Source organism: Falsiroseomonas selenitidurans (assembly GCF_012103215.1).
Taxonomy (GTDB): Bacteria; Pseudomonadota; Alphaproteobacteria; order Acetobacterales; family Acetobacteraceae; genus Falsiroseomonas; species Falsiroseomonas selenitidurans.
Genome location: NZ_JAAVNE010000006.1, coordinates 54109 through 72089, shown reverse-complemented (window position 1 = coordinate 72089; position 17981 = coordinate 54109). Strand labels below are relative to the sequence as shown.

Here is a 17981-nt window from a genome sequence, read left to right as displayed (position 1 = left end):
TCATCGGGGCGTCGTCGGCACGATGTCCATCGCCAGCGTGTCCTCATCCGTCCGCGCCCGCACCAGGTTCACCCGGTCCCGCCGCATCGCCCAGGCGGAGCCGACGGCGGTGAGCGGGATGCCGACGCGGTCGCGGGCGAAGAGCGCACCGACTTCCTGAAGCAGCTGCTCGCGCTTCTTCTCATCCAGCTCCACGGCGGCCGCCTGGATCAGCCGGTCCATCTCCGGGTTGGAATAGCCGTGCCAGTTGAAGGCGCCGAGCCGCAGCTCGCGGTTGTTGCTGTGGGCGTTGGCGGAATAATAGTAGTTCGCCTCGCCGGTCAGCGTGCCCCAGCCGGCCATGATGTTGGACAATTCGCCGCGGGCCCGCGCTGGGAAGATCACCGCCGCCGGCTGGCCCGCCGCTTGAACCTCGATGCCGATGCGGGCAAACATCTGCGCCAGCGCCGTGCCCACGCCATTGTCGCCGGGCAGGCGGTTGTTGGTGTAGTTCAGCACCATGCGGAAGCCGTTCGGATAGCCAGCCTCGGCCAACAGCGCGCGGGCGCGCGGCAGGTTCGGCGTCGGGATCGGGATGGCCGGGTTGAAGCCGAAGATGCCCGGCGTCACCATCTGGCCCTGCGGGCTGCCCAGGCCCTCCATGGCGATCTCGGCCAGGGCGCGGCGATCGATGGCGAGGTCCATCGCCTCCCGCACCCGGATGTCGCGGTAGGGGTTGGCGGCCAGGCGGGAGCCGTCCTTCGCCGTCACCTGCGGCGTGTTCTCCCGGTAATCGAGCTGCAGGTTGAAGACATAGACGGTCTCCGCCTTCACCACGCGCAGCGCGCGGTCGCGTTCCAGCGTCGCCACATCGGCCGCCGGCACGCGCACGATCATGTCCACCTGGCCGGTGCGCAGCTGCGCCACCCGCTGCGCGTCGTTCGGGATCTCCCGCCGCACATGCCGCGCCCAGGGCTGGCGGCCGCCCCAATAGGCGTCGTTGCGTTCCACGACGAATTGCTCGCGCGGGGTCCAGGAGACGAAGCGGTAGGGGCCGGTGCCGATGGCGGCGCGGCCGGCGTTGAAGGCCTCGTTCGCCGTCTCCGGCGTCAGCCCGGCGGTGGCCCGCGCGCTGGTGATGAAGACACGGATGAAATCGTTCGGCAGCGTCGGCGCGGGGCCGGCGGTGATGATGTGCAGCGTGTGCGGATCGACGATGCGCATGTCCTGCACGTTGCGGACATAGATGCGCGTCGGGTTCGGGCCGGACAGCACCTGCATCCGGCGGATGGAGGCGACCACATCCTCCGCCGTCAGCGGCGTGCCGTCATGGAAGGTCACGCCCTGGCGCAGCTTGAACTCCCAGGTGGTGGCATCCACCGGGCGCCAGCTCGTCGCGATGCCGGGCAGCAGCTGGAGGTTGTCGCCGGAGGTCACCAGCGTGTCGAAGACATGCTTCAGCGCCTCTGCATGGGTGCCGGTCGCGGTGTAGTGCGGGTCCACCCCCTCCGGCCCGGCGCGGACGCCGAGGTTGAGGGTCTGTGCGCCGGCGGTGCCGGCAAGAACCATGCTGGCGGCGCCGGCGAGAATCAGGCTGCGGAAGCTCATGGTCATGGCGGTATCCCCCGGGGGTGAAGCGTCCTGTTCCGCCGATGGTAGGAACGGCTTGCGTCCGCTGTCCATGCCCCGATACTGCGTCGCAATGCTCGGCTTCATCATCCAGCGCCTGCTGCAATCCCTGCTCGTCATGCTCGCCATGTCGGCGCTGGTCTTCGCTGGCGTATACGCCATCGGCAACCCGATCGACGTGCTGATCTCCCCGGATGCGACGCAGCAGATCCGGGAGGATGCGATCCGGCACTACGGGCTGGACCTGCCGCTGTGGCGGCAATACCTGGCCTTCCTCGGCCGGCTGCTGGCGGGGGATTTCGGACGGTCCTTCGTCTTCGACATCCCGGTGCTGGAGCTGGTGCTGGCCCGGCTGCCGGCGACGCTGGAACTGGCGCTGGCCTCCGTGCTGATCGGCGCCTTCATCGGCATTCCGCTGGGCATCTATGCCGGCTATCGGCCGGAGGCCGCCTCCTCCCGCGCCATCATGGCGGTCTCCGTGCTGGGGTTTTCCGTGCCGACCTTCTGGGTGGGGCTGCTGCTGATCCTGACCTTCGCGGTCAATCTCGATTGGCTGCCGGCCGGCGACCGCGGGCCGGTGGTGGAGGTGTTCGGCGTCGGCTGGTCCTTCCTGACGGCGGAGGGGCTGACCTTCCTCATCCTGCCGGCGCTGAACCTGTCGCTGTTCAAGCTGGCGATGATGATCCGCCTGGCGCGCGCCGGGACGCGGGAGATCATGCTGACGGATACGGTGAAGTTCGCCCGCGCCGCGGGGCTTGCCGAGTTCACCATCCTGCGCCGGCATGTGCTGCGGCTGATCTCCATCCCGCTGGTGACGGTGTTCGGCCTGGAATTCGCCTCCACCCTCGCCTTCGCCGTGGTGACGGAGACGATCTTCTCCTGGCCCGGGGTCGGCAAGCTGATCATCGATTCGATCACCTCGCTCGATCGGCCGGTGATGGTGGCCTATCTGGTGCTGGTCGCCTTCCTGTTCGTCACCATCAACCTGGTGGTCGATCTGTCCTACGCGCTGCTGGATCCGCGGCTGCGGCGGGGCGGGCGGGCGTGACCGCATCCGATGGTCGCAGGGCGCAGCCGGCAGGGCCGGCGAGCACCGGAGAGCTGAATCGGATGCGCGCATGACCAATTTCTGGCGCATCTACCGCGAGAACTGGGTGGCGGTGGTGGCACTCGCCGTCGTGGTGCTGGTGGTGCTGGCGGCGGTGACGGCGCCGCTGTTCGCGCCGCAGGACCCCTATGATCTGGCGGGCCTCGACCTGATGGATGCGCGCCGGCCGCCAGGCTATGAGGGCTCCGGCGGCTTCGTGCACTGGCTGGGCACGGATGCGCAGGGGCGGGACCTGCTGTCGGCCATTCTCTACGGGCTGCGCATCTCGCTGCAGATGGGGCTCGCCGCCGGGGCGGTGGCGATGACGCTGGGCGCCGCGCTGGGCATCCTCTCGGCCCATCTCGGCGGCTGGGTGGAAGCGGTGGTGATGCGGGTGGTGGACCTGCAGCTTTCCTTCCCCGCGATCCTGCTGGCGCTGGTGCTGGTGGCGATGCTGGGGCAGGGGAAGACGCAGCTGATCATCGCGCTGGTGGCCGCGCAATACGCCTATTTCGCCCGCACCGCCTACGGCGCCGCCACGGCGGAGCGGCAGAAGGATTATGTGGAGGCGGCCTCCGCCACGCCGCTGCCGGGCTGGCGCGTGGTGCTGCGCCACATCCTCCCGAACTGCCTGCCGCCGCTGATCGTCGTCGGCACGGTGCAGGTGGCGAATGCCATCGCGCTGGAGGCCACGCTGTCCTTCCTCGGCCTCGGCCTGCCGCCGACGGAGCCTTCGCTCGGCATGCTGATCGCCAACGGCTTCCCCTACATGATGAGCGGGCGCAGCTGGATTTCCGTCTATCCCGGCATCGCGCTGATCGTGCTGATCGTCGCCATCAACATCGTCGGCGACCAGATCCGCGACCAGTTCAACCCGCGGCTGACGCGATGAGCGCGCTGCTCGAAGTCCGAGACCTGCACACGCATTTCTTCACCCGCGCCGGGGTGGTGCGGGCGGTGGAGGGCGTCTCCTTCAGCCTGGCGCGCGGCGAGATCCTGGGCCTGGTCGGCGAAAGCGGCTCCGGCAAATCCGTCACCGGATTCTCGCTGATCGGGCTGGTCGATCCGCCGGGCCGCATCGTCTCCGGCTCCATCCGCTTCGATGGGCAGGAACTGGTGGGGCTGCCGCAGGCGGCGATGCGCCGGCTGCGGGGGGCGCGCATCGCCATGGTCTTCCAGGACCCGGCGGCGACGCTCAATCCCGTGCTGACCATCGGCCAGCAGATGGCGCTCGCCGTGCGCGCGCATGGCAGGGCCAGCGAGGCGGCGGCGCGGGACCTGGCGGCACGCACGCTGACGCGCGTCGGCATCCCGGATGCGGCGGCGCGGCTGGATGCCTATCCGCATGAATTCTCCGGCGGCATGCGCCAGCGCGTGGCCATCGCCACTGCCCTGCTGCACGGGCCGGAACTGATCGTGGCGGATGAGCCGACGACGGCGCTGGATGTCTCGATCCAGGCGCAGATCCTGGCGGAGATGAAGAAGCTGGCGAAGGAAAGCGGCACCGCGCTGGTCTGGATCAGCCACGACCTGGCCACGGTGTCGTCGCTCGCCGACCGCGTGCTGGTCATGTATGCCGGCCGCATCGTCGAGAGCGGCGGGGTGAGCGAGACGCTGCGCGCGCCGCGCCACCCCTACACGCGCGGCCTGCTGGACAGCCTGCCCGCCACGGCGCGGCCCGGCGAGAAGCTGAACCAGATCCCGGGCAGCACGCCGAGCCTGCTGGCGCTGCCGCCCGGCTGCCCCTTCGCGCCACGCTGCCCGCGCGCCGATGCCGCCTGCGCGACCGACCCGCCGGATGTCGTCACCGGCGGCAGGCTGGTGCGCTGCCACCACCCGCTGGCGGTGGCGGCATGAGCGCGCCCGATCGGCAGGGCGGCGAAGGAAGTGGCGCCGTGGATCGGCCGATTCCGGATCGGATCCTGGTGGCGGAGGGCGTGACCAAGCGCTTCGACCCGCGCCTGTCGCTGGGCGACCGCATCGCCGGCGCGCTGGGCGCGGCGGTGGAGCGGCGGGCGGTGCAGGCGGTCTCCGACGTGTCGCTGGCGGTGCGCCAGGGCGAGACGCTGGGCCTGGTGGGCGAAAGCGGCTGCGGCAAATCGACGCTCGGCAAGATGCTGGCCGGGATCATGGCACCGAGCGCGGGCCGCGTGCTGGTGGATGGCGTGGCGCCGATGCAGGGGCGGCACAAGGCCACCACGCGCATCCAGACGGTGTTCCAGGACCCCTTCGCCTCGCTCAACCCGCGCATGCGCATCGGGGCCACCATCGCGGAAGGCCCCGTCGCGCATGGGCTGGTGGCCCGTGCACAGGCGCCGGCGATGGTGGCGGATTGGCTGGCACGCGTCGGGCTGGACCCTGCCTTTGCCAGCCGCTTCCCGCACCAGTTCTCCGGCGGCCAGCGGCAGCGGGTGGCGATCGCGCGGGCGCTGGCGATGCAGCCGGTGATGCTGGTCTGCGACGAGCCGGTGGCCTCGCTCGACGTGTCGATCCAGGCGCAGATCCTGAACCTGTTTCTCGATTTGCGGCGCGACCTGGGCCTGACCTGCGTGTTCATCTCGCACGACCTGTCCGTGGTGCGGCATGTGAGCGACCGCGTCGCCATCATGTATCTCGGCCGCATCGTGGAGAGCGGCGCGGCGGCGCGCATCTACACCGCGCCGCGCCACCCCTACACCCAGGGGCTGCTGGACAGCGTGCCGAAGCTGCGGCTGGAGGCGGACGACCTGGCGACCTTCAAGCCCATCGCCGGCGAACTGCCTTCCCCCCTGTCACCGCCGCCCGGCTGCGCCTTCCACCCGCGCTGCCCGAAGGCGACCGAGATCTGCCGCGCCGAACGGCCGCTGCTGACACCGCGGGAGGATGGCGCGCTGGTCGCCTGCCACCACGCGTGAGCGCTGCTGGCTGGCTGGCCCGTGGACTGGAGGGCGTGGAGGGTCTCCTCCACCTGCTGCTGTTGCCGCTCCGCCTGCTTCGGCTGCTGACAACGATCGGCTGGCAGGGGTTGCTGATTGTGCTGGCGGTGCTGGGCGTGATCGGCCTCGGCATCTGGTGGTGGCGGCGGCGCTGAAACGCGGCACGCAACGCGCGAAGCAGGGTGAAACGCATCGCGCCATGCGGGTACCTAGACTGCCCCGAGGGCAGAGAGGGACCGGATCATGAGTGGATCGACGCAACCCGCCGCCGGCGACTTCTCGACGCCGGCCGAATCCAACGGCATCACCGACCTGATCAACAACTCCTCCAACACCGGGCGGGAGGTGGCGCAGACCCTGGCCTCCGAGACCCTGTCGCGCGCCATTGCGCGCGGCGCCGGCGGGCTGCGCGGCGCGGCCGGCGGGCTGGCCGGGGCGCTGGTGCAGCCGGCGGTCTGGGTGCTGTCCGGCCGGGCGCCGCAGCCGGGGGATATCGAGCTGTGGGGCCTCGGCACCGTGGTGTCGCTGGCCGGCGGCGCCATCGGCTCCGGCGCCACCATGGTGACGGGGCTGGTGAAGGCGCTGGTGGAGGACCACGAGGACGGCATCATCGCCACCGCGGTGGCGAATGAGCCGGAGCGCTACCGGCCCTTCATCCGGTCGGTCCGCAACTACGGGGCCTCCGGGCGGGGGATCGTGGCGATGACCATCGCCAACCATGGCGGCGTCACCTGGCGCGTCGGGCCGGCGACCTGGGTCTACATCACGGACGCCACGGGCAAGCTGGTCTGCGACTACCGCCCGGCCCATGCGATGGAGATCTACGCGCCCGTCCTGCCGCTGCGCATCGTCGGCCGGCAATATGGCGAGATCACCTATCGCTGGACGACCCGCAACGGGAACATCCACGGGTAGGGTGAGACTGGGCGCATGACCTAGAGCCATTTCACCGAAACCGAGGACGGTGAAACGGCTCTAGCTTATTGTTCCGACGCATTTTCCGAGTTGCCTTGCGAAGCCGCAAGGCTTGAAAATGCTCCAGCGCTGCGGAAAACAGGGCGGACTGGCTGCGCCGGGTGTCAACCCTCGCGTGGCGGGTGCCGCGCAACCGCCCAGCCGCCATCCACCGCCAGCACCTGCCCGGTGATGAAGCTGGCATCGTCGGAGGCGAGGAAGGCCACGGCGGAAGCCACTTCCTCCGGCTGGCCGGCGCGGCGCAGCGGCGCGGCCTCGATCATGGCGCGCCGGTACCAGGGATCGGCACGGAAGGCCTCGGTCATCGCCGTCTCGATGGCGCCGGCGGCGACGGCATTCACGCGGATGCCCTCGGCGCCCAGCTCAGCTGCGGCGCTGCGGGTGAACTGCGCGAGTCCGGCCTTGGCCACCGCATAGGCGATGCTGCCGGGCATGCCTTCCTGGCCGAAGACGGAGGCCATGTTCACCACCGCACCGCCCGGCCGCGCCAGATGCGGCAGCGCCTCCCGCGTCAGGCGCAGCGCGGCCGCCAGGTTGACCTCCAGGATCCGGGCGAGCGCGGCATCCTCGGTCGCCGCCAGGGCACGGGACCCGCCGATGCCGGCATTGTTCACCAGCACATCCAGCCGCCCGAAGGCGGCCAGCGCCGCGGCGACGATGGCCGCGCCGGCCCCCGCCGCCGCGACATCGGCCAGCAGCGCGGTGCCGCCCAGGCCGGCGGCGGTGGCGGCGACCGAGGGATCGCAATCCACCAGCAGCACCGCCGCGCCCTCGGCCGCCAGCCGCGCCGCGCAGGCGGCACCGATGCCGCGCGCGGCGCCGGTGACGATGGCGGCACGGCCCTGGAAGCGCGGGCGCATCGGGGTCAGAAGTTCACCCGGTCCCCGCCCTTCAGCGACAGGATGTCACGGGCCTCATCCGGCGTGGCGACGGACAGCCCCAGCCCCTCGATGATCTGCCTGGCGCTGCGCACCTGTTCCGCATTGCTCGCCGCCAGCCGCCCCGGGCCGCCCCACAGGCTGTCCTCCAGCCCGACGCGGATGTTGCCGCCCATGGCGGCGGCCATGGCGGCGATCGGCAATTGGTTCCGCCCGGCGCCCAGCACGCTCCACTTGTAGCTGTCGCCGAACAGCCGGTCCGCCGTGCGCTTCATGTGCAGCACATCCTCCGGATGCGCGCCGATGCCGCCCTGCAGGCCGAACACCGTCTGGATGAACAGCGGCGCGCGCACCAGCCCCTGGTCCAGGAAATACTTCAGGTTGTAGAGGTGGGAGGTGTCGTAGCACTCGAACTCGAAACGCGTGTCGTTCTCGGAACAGGTCTTCAGGATGTATTCGATATCCCCGAAGGTGTTGCGGAACAGGATGTCCTTGTTGGCGAGATAAGGCTGTTCCCAATCGTGCTGAAACTCCTTGAACCGGTTCAGCATCCCGAACAGGCCGAAATTCATCGAGCCCATGTTGAGCGAGGCCACTTCCGGCGCGAAACGCGCGGCCGGCTTCACCCGCTGCTCGATGGTCATGGTCGGTGCGCCGCCGGTGGTGATGTTCACCACGCAGTCGCTGCGCTGCTTGATGACGCGCAGGAAGGGCGCGAAGGCCTCCGGCGACTGGTCCGGCCGGCCATCGGCCGGGTTGCGCGCGTGCAGGTGGACGATGGCCGCACCCGCCTCCGCCGCGCCGATCGCCGCATCGGCGATCTGCTCCGCCGTGATCGGCAGGTGCGGGGACATGCTGGGCGTGTGGATCGCACCCGTGACCGCACAGGTGATGATGACTTTCCGGCTCATGCCTCGCCCGACTCCTGCTGCTTCTTGTGGGCGGCGAGTGCCGCCAGCCTTCCATCGCGCGCGACGCTGCGGGCGGCGATCGCCGCCCGGTCCGGCGTTCCGCCCCATTGTTCCATGATCCGGGCGAGCCCCGCCGCGCCGAACACCTCGGGTGAGGGCGGCGCCGCGGCGATGCGGCCGTAGAAGGGGCCGTAGCGCGCGCAATAATCGGGGATGCCGCCCGGCGCGTTCAGCTCGATGGTTGCGAAGGGGCCGAGGAAGGACCAGCGCAGGCCCAGCCCCTGGCTCACCGTGGTGTCGAGGTCCTGCGGCGAGACATAGCCTTCCTGCACCAGCCGGAACGCCTCCGCCAGCAGCGCGCCCTGCAGGCGGTTGAGGACAAAGCCCTCGATCTCCCGCTTCAGCGTGACCGGTGCCTGGCCGATTCCCGCGAAGATCTCCCGCGCCCGGGCCAGGGTTTCCGGCGCCGTCCAGGGGGCGCCGGACAACTCCACCACCGGCACCAGGTGCGGCGGGTTCACCGGATGCGCCACCAGGCAGCGCGCCCGGCCCGCCAAGCCCTCGGTAAAGCTGGAACAGGGGATGGCGGAGGTGGAGGAGGCCAGGATGCAGTCCGGGCGGGCCAGGAAGTCCAGCTCGGCAAAGATGGCGCGCTTGGTGGCGGCATCCTCCGGCCCGCTCTCCTGCACGAATTCGGCATCCGCCAGCGCCTCCGTCAGGCTGGCGGCGGCCTGGATGGCGCGGAGCGCGGCCTCCGGATCGGCACAGAGCCCGTGCCGTGCCAATTCCGCCAACCCTGCCGCGCAGAGCCCCGGCGCGGCGGCCAGCGCCGCGGCGGAGGGATCGTGCAGCGCCACGCGCCAGCCGGCGCGGGCGAAGATCATCGCCCAGGCGCGGCCGATCAGGCCGGCGCCGATGATGGCAATCTTTCGCGTTTCCGCCATGGCTGTTTCCCCCCCGGCAGGGGGCACGATAGGCCCGATGCGGCGCCGCGCAATCCTGTCCCTGGCGGTCGATGCTCAGCGCTGCCGGTCGAGCGCCCTCCACAGCCCGATGACGAGCTGCCGCGCCGTGGCCTCGTCGGTCGGCAATCGGAGCAGCTGCCCGTTGCGGGCGATGAGGTGGATCTCGGCCCCGTCATCGGAGGTGAGCAGGGATGCGGCCACGAGATCGGGCGCGCGGGGTGGCCTGTTGCGGCCGGCAGTCTGCGGCGTCATGCGTTGGCCCTCTTGCCTCGGCGCCGCAATTCTTGCGGCCTGGGAATCCGGCGCGTGGCACCGGATGCCGGGGCATGATCCCACCGCGCGATTGCCCAGAGATGAATCCGGCAGCGGGCGCCAAGCGCCCTCGGTGCCGCACCAGCCCCAGCCCTATTCGTATTCCTCGAGGAGACGGGGCAGGACATCGGCCAGGGCCGCGGCAATGCAGGATCGAAGGCCGAGTTCCGTAACGCCGCCATGCTCGTCCTGGAAGGTCGAGAGCACCGCCTCGCTGATTTCGCTGGCGGCCTCGCGCAGAAAGGCCGGGCGGTCCGCCGCCTGTTCGGCAGCATGACGCAACGCGGATTCCAGCGTCTGGTGCAGGTCCTGGAAGAGGATGCGCTGGACAGGCGGCACGCGTTCGGCCTTTCGGAATGGCGCATGATGCAAGACCCTCCGATTCTGCCAAGGATAAAATCAGTCCGAGCCAGATGACCGGAAGCGGTGCAATCTTCTAAAAAATGATCTTAACTTCAATTCATTCCGCAGCTGAGGCGCAGGATAGCCGAGTCGCGCGGCGTATTGACGGGGCGTGTCACCCGCTCGCAATAATTTGCTTGCAAAGCGTGGCATCAGGCCATCTGCTACCGACCAAGGCAGTGACAGCTTCTTTTTTGTCCAACCCAGGGGATGCTCATGTCACCTCGTAACGGAACAAATGGAACCGATGCCGCCGCCATCCTGGTGCGCCTTGCCCATCAGGCTGAGGCGCGTGGCGACATCCGCGCCGCGCTCATCCTGCTGAACGTCTCGCGCCTGCTCCAGGAAGCCTTGCAGCCCTCCCAGACCGCATCGCGCTGAGGCACCAGGAACGCCAAGCGCCAGCCTTGCGATGGTCTAGGCCGGGGGGCACCGTCCGACGACCGGGCCGAAGCGCCCAGGCAGGAAACCCGAGCACGCGCCGCGCCTTCCCGGCGCGGCGCATGCCCTGGAGCCATTTCACCGAAAGCGAGGACGGTGAAACGGCTCCAGCGTATAGTTCCGACGCATTTCCGGGTCGCCTTGCGAAGCCGCAAGGCCGGAAAAATGCTCTAATCCGAGGCGGCGGGCAGCAACAGACCGCGCAGGCGGTCCAGCATGGCCAGCGCCGGGGCGCCCAGCTCGTCCTCCGGCCCGGCCACATCCTCCACCGTCGCCAGTGCCCGCCGGCGGCCCTCGGCCTCCGGCAGCAGGGCCGCCAGGGTCGCCAGCGCCTCCTCCGGCGCCATCTCCACCACCACGGTCTGTTCCCGGATCAGCGCCTGGCGGGCGGAGCTGGTGAGCTGCGCGAAGGGCTCCTCCGTGGTCAGCAGCAGGTTTGACCGCGCGAGTCGGTTGCGCCGCACGCCGCCGCGCGCCTTGGCCAGCAGGATCATCATCCGCACGACCGCTTCGGCGTAGCCGCCCTCCCCGATTCGGGCCAGCGCCGCGCGCACCTCCGGGCTGTCATCCTGCGCGTCCGCCACCGCCTCCGCCGTGCCTTCAACGGCCGCGGCGGAGGCGACGCCCAGCGCCGAGAGCGTGCCATAGACGGCATGGAAGGCGGTCTCCTGGGCTGCGTCGCGCCAGTCGCGCCAGGCGTCGATGCTGCGCTCCACACTGTCCGCCCAGGCGCGCTCCATGGCGGTGAAGGGGTTGTCGGAGGCGACCGGCGCGCGATTCGCCTTCACCGCGGCGGCGAGAGGGCCGAGCGGCTTCATCATCGGGTTCGCGTCGCTGACCAGGTAGCGGCGCGCGCGCATCGGATTCATCTGCCGCCGCAGCTCGGCGCTTTCCGCCGTGGTGAACTGGCGGATCACCGGGCTGGCGAACAGGTCGTAGAGCATCTGGTTCATGGCGGAGATGCGGGCCACGGCCGGAAACGCCTCGTTCTCCGCCTCGCCGGAGATCGCGCGGATGTCGGCGATGGTCTTCTCCACCAGCTCCACCTGGTAGCCGGTGTTCAGCCCGCTGCCGGCGGTGCCGGTGATGCGGAGCTCATACAGGCCGGGCGCCACGCTCTCGATGAGTTCGAGCGTGTTGGCGATTTCCGTGTGTTCCTTGTTGGCCACCTTGCCGGAGACGAAGATGCCGAGATGGCCGATCTCGTCATGCACCAGGTAGATGATGGTCTGGCCGAGCGTCTTGATCTCCGCCTCGTCGCGATAGACGTCGGCGATCCAGCGCAGCGCCTGGCCGGGCGGGGTGATGTTGTCGCCGACGGAGGCGAAGACCACGATCGGCGACTTCACCGCGCGCATGTTGAAGGACGCGCCCTTGCCGGCGGAGATCTCGCCGCGGGCGAATTTGTCGCCGATGAACAGGTTCTCGACGATCCAGCGGATCTCGTCCCGCGTCATCAGGAAGTAGCCGCCCCACCAGCGCTCGAACTCCAGGAAGCGCTCCGCCTCCGTGTCCACCTTCTCGTACAGGTTGAAATACTTGCGGAACTTGGTGTTGCCCGGCGACAGGCTCTCGAAGTTGGAGACCAGGTTGGCGCCGTCGAAGGTGCCGTTGCCGAGGTCGGCCAGCATCGCCGCCGGCCAGGACCCGCCGGCGAGGCCGCCGGTGTAGCGCATCGGGTTGCGGCCCTTCTCGCCGGCCCAGTAGGACAGGGGGGCGCCGTTCAGCACCAGCGGGCCGGTCAGCTCCGGCTCGGAGGCGCCGAGCATCATCACCGCCCAGCCGCCCTGGCAATTGCCGATCACGACGGGGCGCTGCGCCTCCGGGTGCAGTTCGTGGATGCGGCGCAGGAAGATCGCCTCGGCCTCGGTGATGTCGAGGATGGTCTGGCCGGGCTCCGGCTCACGGAAGAAGATGACGAAGTAGACGGGATGGCCGCGGCGCAGCGCGACGCCCACCTGGCTGTCCGACTTGAAGCCGCCGATGCCGGCGCCGTGGCCGGCGCGCGGGTCGATGATGACGAAGGGGCGCATCGCCGGGTCCACCGCGGGAAAGCCGGCGGGGGGCTTGATGCGGACCAGCGCGTAGTTGCAGCGCCGCGGCAGGGTGCGGCCATCCACCACCATGTCCCAGTCGAAGACCAGCACCGGCGGGCAGCCGGCCTTCTCATGCTCCAGGAAGGCGTTGCCGGCCTGGCGCATGGTGTCCCAGAACAGGATGGAGCGCTGGCTGGCATCCACCGCATAGGCCATGGCGTCCTGCGCCAGGGCGAAGGGGGAGCGGCCGAGGAAGGCGGCGCCGGTCGGCAGCGCGCCATCCATGATGCGCGGCGCCGCGGCAGGGGTGAGGGCTGCCATCTGCCGGCGGGCGACATCGCCCATGGCCTGGGCCTGTTCCATGAAGCGGCTGAGGGTTTCGGCACCCCTGGCCATCAGCTCGCGCCCGGGGGGAGGGGTCTGCGCGTTCATCCGGTCCATCCTTGGATCGCCATCCTGGGAAGCCACGACGGCAATGCAGCATAGCTGGGATTTGGGGACGGGGCACGCCAGTAAAGTTCCGCCTGCGGCGGCCGCGCCGATGTCCCGATGGGCGAGAGGTTCCGGGATGCTGCGCCGGAAGCTATAGGACGGGCCTATCGCAACGAACGGAACTCGTTTCTTTCTGCGGTCGGTCGTAACAGGCATGGTCCGGGCAAGCGGGGTTCGGGCCGGGTCGGCCCAGTCACAGCCCGCGGTGTCTCAAAGCAAGAGATCATCGGCCATGGCCAATCACGCGGGCAACATGACGTCGAAGCCGGAGAATTTGGACCAGCCAGCGCTCGATTCAGTCAGCGGCGGCTTCTTCAACACGCCGGACATGATCACCCCCGACGATATCGGCATTCCGCTGCCCGACTTCGAGATTCCACCCGAGATCTTCGAGCTGCCCGAGATCACCGTCCCCAACATCGAGGGGCCCAATATCACCCTGCCCAGTTTCCAGATCGACCTTCCGCCGGAGATGATCGAGCCGTTGCATCTGCTGGGGCTTCCCCCGGCCTTCCTGCAGTTTCTGTTCCCGAACTACACGCCCCCGGGTTCGCAGCCGGCGCCAGCGACGCCCACGGCGCCGCCCCTGCCGGAAGGCGTCGGCACCTTCGCCGGTGGCCTGTCCACGGAGCACCAGGACCAGTCCTTCCTTTCGGGCCAGGCGGAACGCATGCAGGGGATGGACCTGAACCAGCTGAACCTCAGCGCGCAGACACTGCGGGAGGTGAACGGGCTGCAGGAGGCGCTGGACCGATTCTTCGCCTCCTCGAACCATCAGGACCTGCTGCAGGACCCCGATTGGCGGCACCATATCTCCACGCTGCAGCAGCAGCTCATCGACCGGATCGGCCAGGTGGGCGGCGAGGGGCAGGATCAGCTTTCCGGCGCGGACAACACGAACGACACGCTGCGGGGCAATGCGGGCGACGACACGCTGCTGGGCGGCGACGGCCGCGACCGCATCGGCGGCGGCGCCGGCGCGGACCTGCTCTACGGCGATTGGGCCGAGGACCGGCCGGGCGGCGGCGCGGACACGATGGATGGGGGCATCGGCGATGGCGCGGCGGATATCGCCCATGGCGGCGGCGGCGACGACACCTACATCTGGCGCACCGGCGACGGCAACGACCGGTTCCATGGCGGCGCCGGCAGCGACACCCTGGTGATCGGCGGCGTCGGCCCCAATCAGCTGTTCGAAAACTTCTGGTTGCAGGAAGGCGTGTGGATGACCAGCACGGACGACCGGACCTTCTTCTTCGTCAATGCGCAGGGCGAGCGCGTGCAGGAGGTGAGCGGCACGCTGCGCTTCGGCGACGAGGTCCTCACCTTCAGCGGCGTCAGCACCATCCGGCTGCCCTGAACGGCCGCGGCCGCTATTCCAGCCGCGCCCCCGCCGGCACCGCCATGCCGCGCCGCACCGCCGGGCGTTCGCCCATACGGGCGAACCAGGCGGCCAGGTGCGGGGTCGGCGCCAGCGTCCGGTCGGCCCAGCCGTGCTTCGCCACCCAGGGATAGGCCGCGATATCGGCGATGGAGCAGCTGGCGCCGGCCAGGTAGGGCACCTCGGCCAGCCTTCCGTCCAGCAGCCGGTAGACGCGGTCGACCAGGGCGGTGGTATGGGCCCGCGCCGCCTCCGGCTTCTCCGGCGCCAGCTCCGTCCAGTGATGTGCCTGGCCCGTGAAGGGGCCGAGCGAGGTCAGGGCGACCATCAGCCAGGACAGGGTGGTCGCCCGGTCCTCCCCCATCAGCAGGCCGTGGCGCTCCGCCAGGTGCAGCAGGATGGCGCCGCTCTCGAAGATCGGGCGCCCCTCCTCCACCAGGATGGGAATCTTGCCGTAGGGGTTCAGCGTCAGGATTTCGGGCGCGAATTGCTGCCGCGCCCGGATGTTCACCCCAGTCACGGCATAGTCCAGGCCGCATTCCTCCAGCATGATGGAGACGCGCTGGGAATTGGGCGTCGCCCATCCGTAGAAATGCCGCACCGCCTGGTCCTTCCCGTTCCTGGAGCATTCAGACCAGGATCAGGTCGGCCGTCGAGAGGGTGGTGACGCCGTCCAGGGTCGCGACCCAGCTGACATCGGCCTGATCCCCCGTGCCATCGGCATCGAACCACAGGCGGCCGGTGCCGGTCTCGAACAGGAATTGCGCTGTCGCGGCATTGACCACCGGGCTGGCTCCGACGACGAGCGAGGGCGTCGCCAGATTGCCAAGGCCGAAAGCCTCGCGCTCGATCGCGATGCGGTCCTCGCCCCGGACGAAGTCGAGGATGAAGTCGCCGGAGCCGGTGGCGCCCAGGCCGAAGCGGAAAATGTCGCGTCCCGCGCCGCCGGACAGCAGGTCGGACCCCTCGCCGCCGATCAGCAGGTCGTCGCCCTCGCGGCCCTCCAGGTAGTCGGTGCCCTTGCCGCCCCAGAAGGTATTGGCGGAGGCGGAGCCGCGGATATCGTCGCCGGCATCGCTGCCGACCACGTTCTCGATCACGCGCAGGGTCAGGCCCTGGGCCAGGCCGCCATTGTACTGCTGCGCCACCATGTCCAGCCAGACCGGCGCGCCCGAGACGATGTTGAAGCGCAGCGTGTCCACGCCGGTGCTGCCGTCGAAGTAGTCGGTGCCATTGGCGTCGAAGTCGGTGCGCACGAAGACGTCGTTGCCGGCATCGCCATAAAGGCTGTCATTGCCGTCGCCATCGGTCAGCTCGTCATTGCCGCTGCCGCCGCGCAGGCGGTCATTGCCGGCATTGCCCTCCAGCAGGTCGGCCAGCGACCCGCCCGTGACGCTGTCGTGGCCGCGGCCGCCGTCGAAATGCAGCTGCTCCATGCCGGTGAAGCGGGTGGTGGCATCCACCTGCGTCAGGCCGGTGGAGAAGACGAAGGCGAAGTTCACGTATTCCTCGGTGAGGTCGAGGAAGAGGCGATCCGCATCCGCGCCGCCATCGGCAAAGTCGCCGCGGTTCATATGCAGCTCATCCGCCCCGGCGCCGCCCAGCAGCGTATCGGCCTCGCCATCCTTGATGCCGCCGGTGGCCCAGAGGATGTCGGCGCCATCGCCGCCCTCCAGCCGGTCGGCGCCATACCAGCCCGTCAGCTCGTCATTCCCGCCCAGGCCCAGCAGCGTGTCATCGCCTGACATGCCGTTGAACCAGTCGTCCAGCGCGCCGCCCACCAGGCTGTCGCGGCCGGAGCCGGAGCGGATGTGCACGCGCTCGATGTTCGTCAGCGTGACGGAGCCATTCGACAGCGGCGCCTGGGCGGACAGAGTGAAGGTGAGGTCGCGGCTGCTGCCGGAGCGGTTGATCCAGGCATAGTCGATGCCGCTGCCGCCATCCACGGTATAGGCGCCGCCGGCACTGCCGCCGCCATTGTTGATGTAGACCACATCATTCCCGGTGCCGAGCTTGATGCGGCTCCAGCCGGTCGCGCCGTCCACGCTGACCTCGTCGTCGCCGGCGCCGGAATCGATGAAGTTGTTGCCGCCGCCATCGATGATGCGGTCGATGCCGTTGCCCGCATTGATGGTGTCGTTGCCATAGCCGCTGGCCAGCACGTCGTCGCCGGCGCTGCCGGTCAGGGAGTTGTTGCCACCGGCGGCGTTGAAGACCACGCGCTGCGCCGTGCCGGCGGCCAGCACGTCGTCGCCATAGGCGGTGTTGATCTCGACGATCTCGATGTCGGTCAGCGTGGTGCCATCGGACAGGGTGGCGGTCGCGGCGCCGGTGAAGCGGTAGTCGATCGCATCCGAATAGGTGAAGCGGTCGATCCGTGCCGTGTCGGTGCCGGCACCGCCGCGGATCGTGTCGATGCCCCCGGCGCCGACGATCAGGATATCGTCGCCGTCGCCGCCCTCCAGCAGGTCGCGGCCCTCGCCGCCCATCAGCAGGTCCTGGCCGCCGCCGCCGCGCAGCGTATCGGCCCCATGGAAGCCGTTCAGCACGTCGTCCCCGGATTCGCCGGCGAAGAGATTGGCCTGCTCGGTGCCGTCGATGCTGTAGGCCTCGATGCCGATGATACGGGTGCCGTCGGCCAGCAGGTTCACGACGGTGGCGGCCTTGGCGACGAAATTGCCGGACAGGCCGTGCATCACCAGCCGGTCCAGGCCCGTGCCGCCATCGATGGAATCGGCGCCTTCGCCATGCCAGCGCTCGATCACGTCATTGCCGCTGCCGCCATTCATGGAATCGGCGCCGGCGCCGCCGGACAGGCTGTCGTCGCCGGCCTGGCCGAACATCGTGTCGTTGCCGTCGCCGCCGCGCATCGTGTCGTTGCCGGTGCCGCCGTCCATCAGGTCGTTGCCGACCTCGCCATACATCTGGTCCTCGCCCGCCTGGCCATAGAGGCGGTCATTGCCGCTGCCGCCGTAGAGCTGGTCGCGTCCATTGCCGCCGGTGAGCAGGTCATTGCCGGTATCCCCCAGCAGTGCGTCGTCGCCATTGCCGCCCTCCAGGCGGTCATGGCCGGTCTCGCCGAAGAGGGTGTCGTTGCCCAGGCCACCGAGCGCCGTGTCATTGCCGGCGCCGCCGACGAAGCGGTCGTCCCAGGTGCCGCCGGTGAAGCGGTCGGCGTAGGCGCCGGCGGTGATGGCGTAGGTTTCCACGCCGATGACCTTCGCCCCCAGCAGCGTGACAAGGTTGGCGGAATCGACCACCTGGAAGGTGATGCCGGTCTTGGTGGAGGCGAAGCTGATGGAAAGCGTGTCGAAGCCGGCGCCGCCGGCGACGGTGTCGCCCTGCATCTCGGCCTGGTTGTCATAGAAGACATGGTCATCGCCGCCATAGCCGATGATCAGGTCGATGCCGGTCTCGCCGAACAGGTAGTCGGTGCCGTCGGTGCCCTCGATGAGATGGGGCGACGCGGCGAAAGGCGCCATTCTGGACGCACTCATGGAAACCTCTTTGGGTGGATGGACAGCGGGCCGCCGTCCTTACCCTCGGAGACGCCCCTGCGATGGGCGCGCTTGCTAGTC

At 69.5% G+C, this 17981-nt stretch carries 17 protein-coding genes; 8 read left to right on the top strand and 9 right to left on the bottom strand.

The genetic code is table 11. The features are described from left to right. Positions 1-1593 carry an ABC transporter substrate-binding protein gene (locus HEQ75_RS05680; protein ID WP_168028040.1) on the bottom strand — a complete coding sequence of 531 codons (1593 nt, stop codon included), beginning with the start codon at positions 1591-1593 and terminating at the stop codon, positions 1-3. 88 nt (positions 1594-1681) lie between these two features. Between HEQ75_RS05680 and HEQ75_RS05675 the strand changes: the two genes are divergently transcribed. The 6 genes from HEQ75_RS05675 (at position 1682) to HEQ75_RS05650 (ending at position 6525) form a co-directional block, all read left to right on the top strand. Next, entirely contained in the window at positions 1682-2656 is a 975-nt protein-coding gene (locus tag HEQ75_RS05675) for an ABC transporter permease (RefSeq protein WP_168028038.1), read from the top strand. Between the two features lie 70 nt (positions 2657-2726). Next, the gene (locus tag HEQ75_RS05670; RefSeq protein WP_168028036.1) at positions 2727-3587 is read left to right on the top strand and encodes an ABC transporter permease; all 861 of its coding nucleotides are present in this window, start codon (positions 2727-2729) and stop codon (positions 3585-3587) included. After that, on the top strand, positions 3584-4552 hold the full coding sequence (locus HEQ75_RS05665) for an ABC transporter ATP-binding protein (RefSeq protein WP_168028034.1): 969 nt from the start codon (positions 3584-3586) through the stop codon (positions 4550-4552). Before HEQ75_RS05670 ends, HEQ75_RS05665 begins: the two co-directional genes overlap by 4 nt. 38 nt (positions 4553-4590) lie before the next feature. After that, the gene (locus HEQ75_RS05660; protein ID WP_328733418.1) at positions 4591-5589 is read left to right on the top strand and encodes an ABC transporter ATP-binding protein; all 999 of its coding nucleotides are present in this window, start codon (positions 4591-4593) and stop codon (positions 5587-5589) included. Next, positions 5586-5765, top strand: a complete 180-nt coding sequence (locus tag HEQ75_RS05655; protein ID WP_168028021.1) for a hypothetical protein — start codon at positions 5586-5588, stop codon at positions 5763-5765. The genes HEQ75_RS05660 and HEQ75_RS05655 overlap by 4 nt, the downstream gene beginning before the upstream one ends. A gap of 88 nt (positions 5766-5853) precedes the next feature. Then, positions 5854-6525 carry a hypothetical protein gene (locus HEQ75_RS05650; protein ID WP_168028019.1) on the top strand — a complete coding sequence of 224 codons (672 nt, stop codon included), beginning with the start codon at positions 5854-5856 and terminating at the stop codon, positions 6523-6525. A gap of 164 nt (positions 6526-6689) precedes the next feature. Here HEQ75_RS05650 and HEQ75_RS05645 read toward each other — a convergent pair whose 3' ends face one another. From HEQ75_RS05645 to HEQ75_RS05625, 5 genes are all read right to left on the bottom strand, one after another. Beyond that, a complete protein-coding gene (locus HEQ75_RS05645) occupies positions 6690-7445 on the bottom strand; it encodes an SDR family NAD(P)-dependent oxidoreductase (RefSeq protein ID WP_168028017.1) in 756 nt (251 codons plus the stop codon). Between the two features lie 5 nt (positions 7446-7450). Beyond that, positions 7451-8374, bottom strand: a complete 924-nt coding sequence (locus tag HEQ75_RS05640; RefSeq protein WP_168028004.1) for a BKACE family enzyme — start codon at positions 8372-8374, stop codon at positions 7451-7453. Continuing rightward, a complete protein-coding gene (locus tag HEQ75_RS05635; protein WP_168028002.1) occupies positions 8371-9318 on the bottom strand; it encodes a 3-hydroxyacyl-CoA dehydrogenase in 948 nt (315 codons plus the stop codon). Before HEQ75_RS05635 ends, HEQ75_RS05640 begins: the two co-directional genes overlap by 4 nt. A 75-nt stretch (positions 9319-9393) precedes the next feature. Beyond that, positions 9394-9591 (bottom strand): hypothetical protein, encoded by a 198-nt coding sequence (locus HEQ75_RS05630; RefSeq protein WP_168028000.1) that lies wholly within the window; start codon positions 9589-9591, stop codon positions 9394-9396. A 153-nt stretch (positions 9592-9744) separates the two neighbouring features. Then, positions 9745-9990 (bottom strand): hypothetical protein, encoded by a 246-nt coding sequence (locus HEQ75_RS05625; RefSeq protein WP_168027998.1) that lies wholly within the window; start codon positions 9988-9990, stop codon positions 9745-9747. A 273-nt stretch (positions 9991-10263) separates the two neighbouring features. Here HEQ75_RS05625 and HEQ75_RS05620 point away from each other — a divergent pair, with 273 nt between their 5' ends. Next, the gene (locus HEQ75_RS05620) at positions 10264-10434 is read left to right on the top strand and encodes a hypothetical protein (protein ID WP_168027996.1); all 171 of its coding nucleotides are present in this window, start codon (positions 10264-10266) and stop codon (positions 10432-10434) included. A gap of 230 nt (positions 10435-10664) precedes the next feature. Here the strand turns inward: HEQ75_RS05620 and HEQ75_RS05615 are convergent, their stop codons facing one another. Continuing rightward, a complete protein-coding gene (locus HEQ75_RS05615) occupies positions 10665-12962 on the bottom strand; it encodes a DUF3141 domain-containing protein (protein WP_168027994.1) in 2298 nt (765 codons plus the stop codon). 292 nt (positions 12963-13254) lie between these two features. On the opposite strand from HEQ75_RS05615, the gene HEQ75_RS27795 reads away from it, so the two are divergent. Continuing rightward, complete coding sequence (locus tag HEQ75_RS27795) at positions 13255-14382, top strand: calcium-binding protein (protein ID WP_209318364.1); 1128 nt, start codon at positions 13255-13257, stop codon at positions 14380-14382. A 13-nt stretch (positions 14383-14395) separates the two neighbouring features. On the opposite strand, the gene HEQ75_RS29010 is transcribed toward HEQ75_RS27795, so the two are convergent. Together HEQ75_RS29010 and HEQ75_RS05600 are read right to left on the bottom strand one after the other, a co-directional pair. Then, positions 14396-15004, bottom strand: coding sequence for a glutathione S-transferase family protein (locus tag HEQ75_RS29010; RefSeq protein ID WP_168027992.1), 609 nt, complete (start codon positions 15002-15004; stop codon positions 14396-14398). Between the two features lie 28 nt (positions 15005-15032). After that, positions 15033-17885: a calcium-binding protein gene (locus HEQ75_RS05600; protein WP_168027990.1), complete on the bottom strand. Its 2853-nt coding sequence runs from the start codon at positions 17883-17885 to the stop codon at positions 15033-15035. Positions 17886-17981 lie beyond the last annotated feature (96 nt).

Coding starts and splice junctions, on each gene's coding strand:
- HEQ75_RS05665 (WP_168028034.1), top strand. CDS start 3,584: ATGAGCGCGCTGCTCGAAGTCCGAGACCTGCACACGCATTTCTTCACC.
- HEQ75_RS27795 (WP_209318364.1), top strand. CDS start 13,255: ATGGCCAATCACGCGGGCAACATGACGTCGAAGCCGGAGAATTTGGAC.
- HEQ75_RS05680 (WP_168028040.1), bottom strand. CDS start 1,593: ATGACCATGAGCTTCCGCAGCCTGATTCTCGCCGGCGCCGCCAGCATG.
- HEQ75_RS05620 (WP_168027996.1), top strand. CDS start 10,264: ATGCTCATGTCACCTCGTAACGGAACAAATGGAACCGATGCCGCCGCC.
- HEQ75_RS05645 (WP_168028017.1), bottom strand. CDS start 7,445: ATGCGCCCGCGCTTCCAGGGCCGTGCCGCCATCGTCACCGGCGCCGCG.
- HEQ75_RS05615 (WP_168027994.1), bottom strand. CDS start 12,962: ATGAACGCGCAGACCCCTCCCCCCGGGCGCGAGCTGATGGCCAGGGGT.
- HEQ75_RS05640 (WP_168028004.1), bottom strand. CDS start 8,374: ATGAGCCGGAAAGTCATCATCACCTGTGCGGTCACGGGTGCGATCCAC.
- HEQ75_RS05600 (WP_168027990.1), bottom strand. CDS start 17,885: ATGGCGCCTTTCGCCGCGTCGCCCCATCTCATCGAGGGCACCGACGGC.
- HEQ75_RS05670 (WP_168028036.1), top strand. CDS start 2,727: ATGACCAATTTCTGGCGCATCTACCGCGAGAACTGGGTGGCGGTGGTG.
- HEQ75_RS05630 (WP_168028000.1), bottom strand. CDS start 9,591: ATGACGCCGCAGACTGCCGGCCGCAACAGGCCACCCCGCGCGCCCGAT.
- HEQ75_RS05635 (WP_168028002.1), bottom strand. CDS start 9,318: ATGGCGGAAACGCGAAAGATTGCCATCATCGGCGCCGGCCTGATCGGC.
- HEQ75_RS05675 (WP_168028038.1), top strand. CDS start 1,682: ATGCTCGGCTTCATCATCCAGCGCCTGCTGCAATCCCTGCTCGTCATG.
- HEQ75_RS05650 (WP_168028019.1), top strand. CDS start 5,854: ATGAGTGGATCGACGCAACCCGCCGCCGGCGACTTCTCGACGCCGGCC.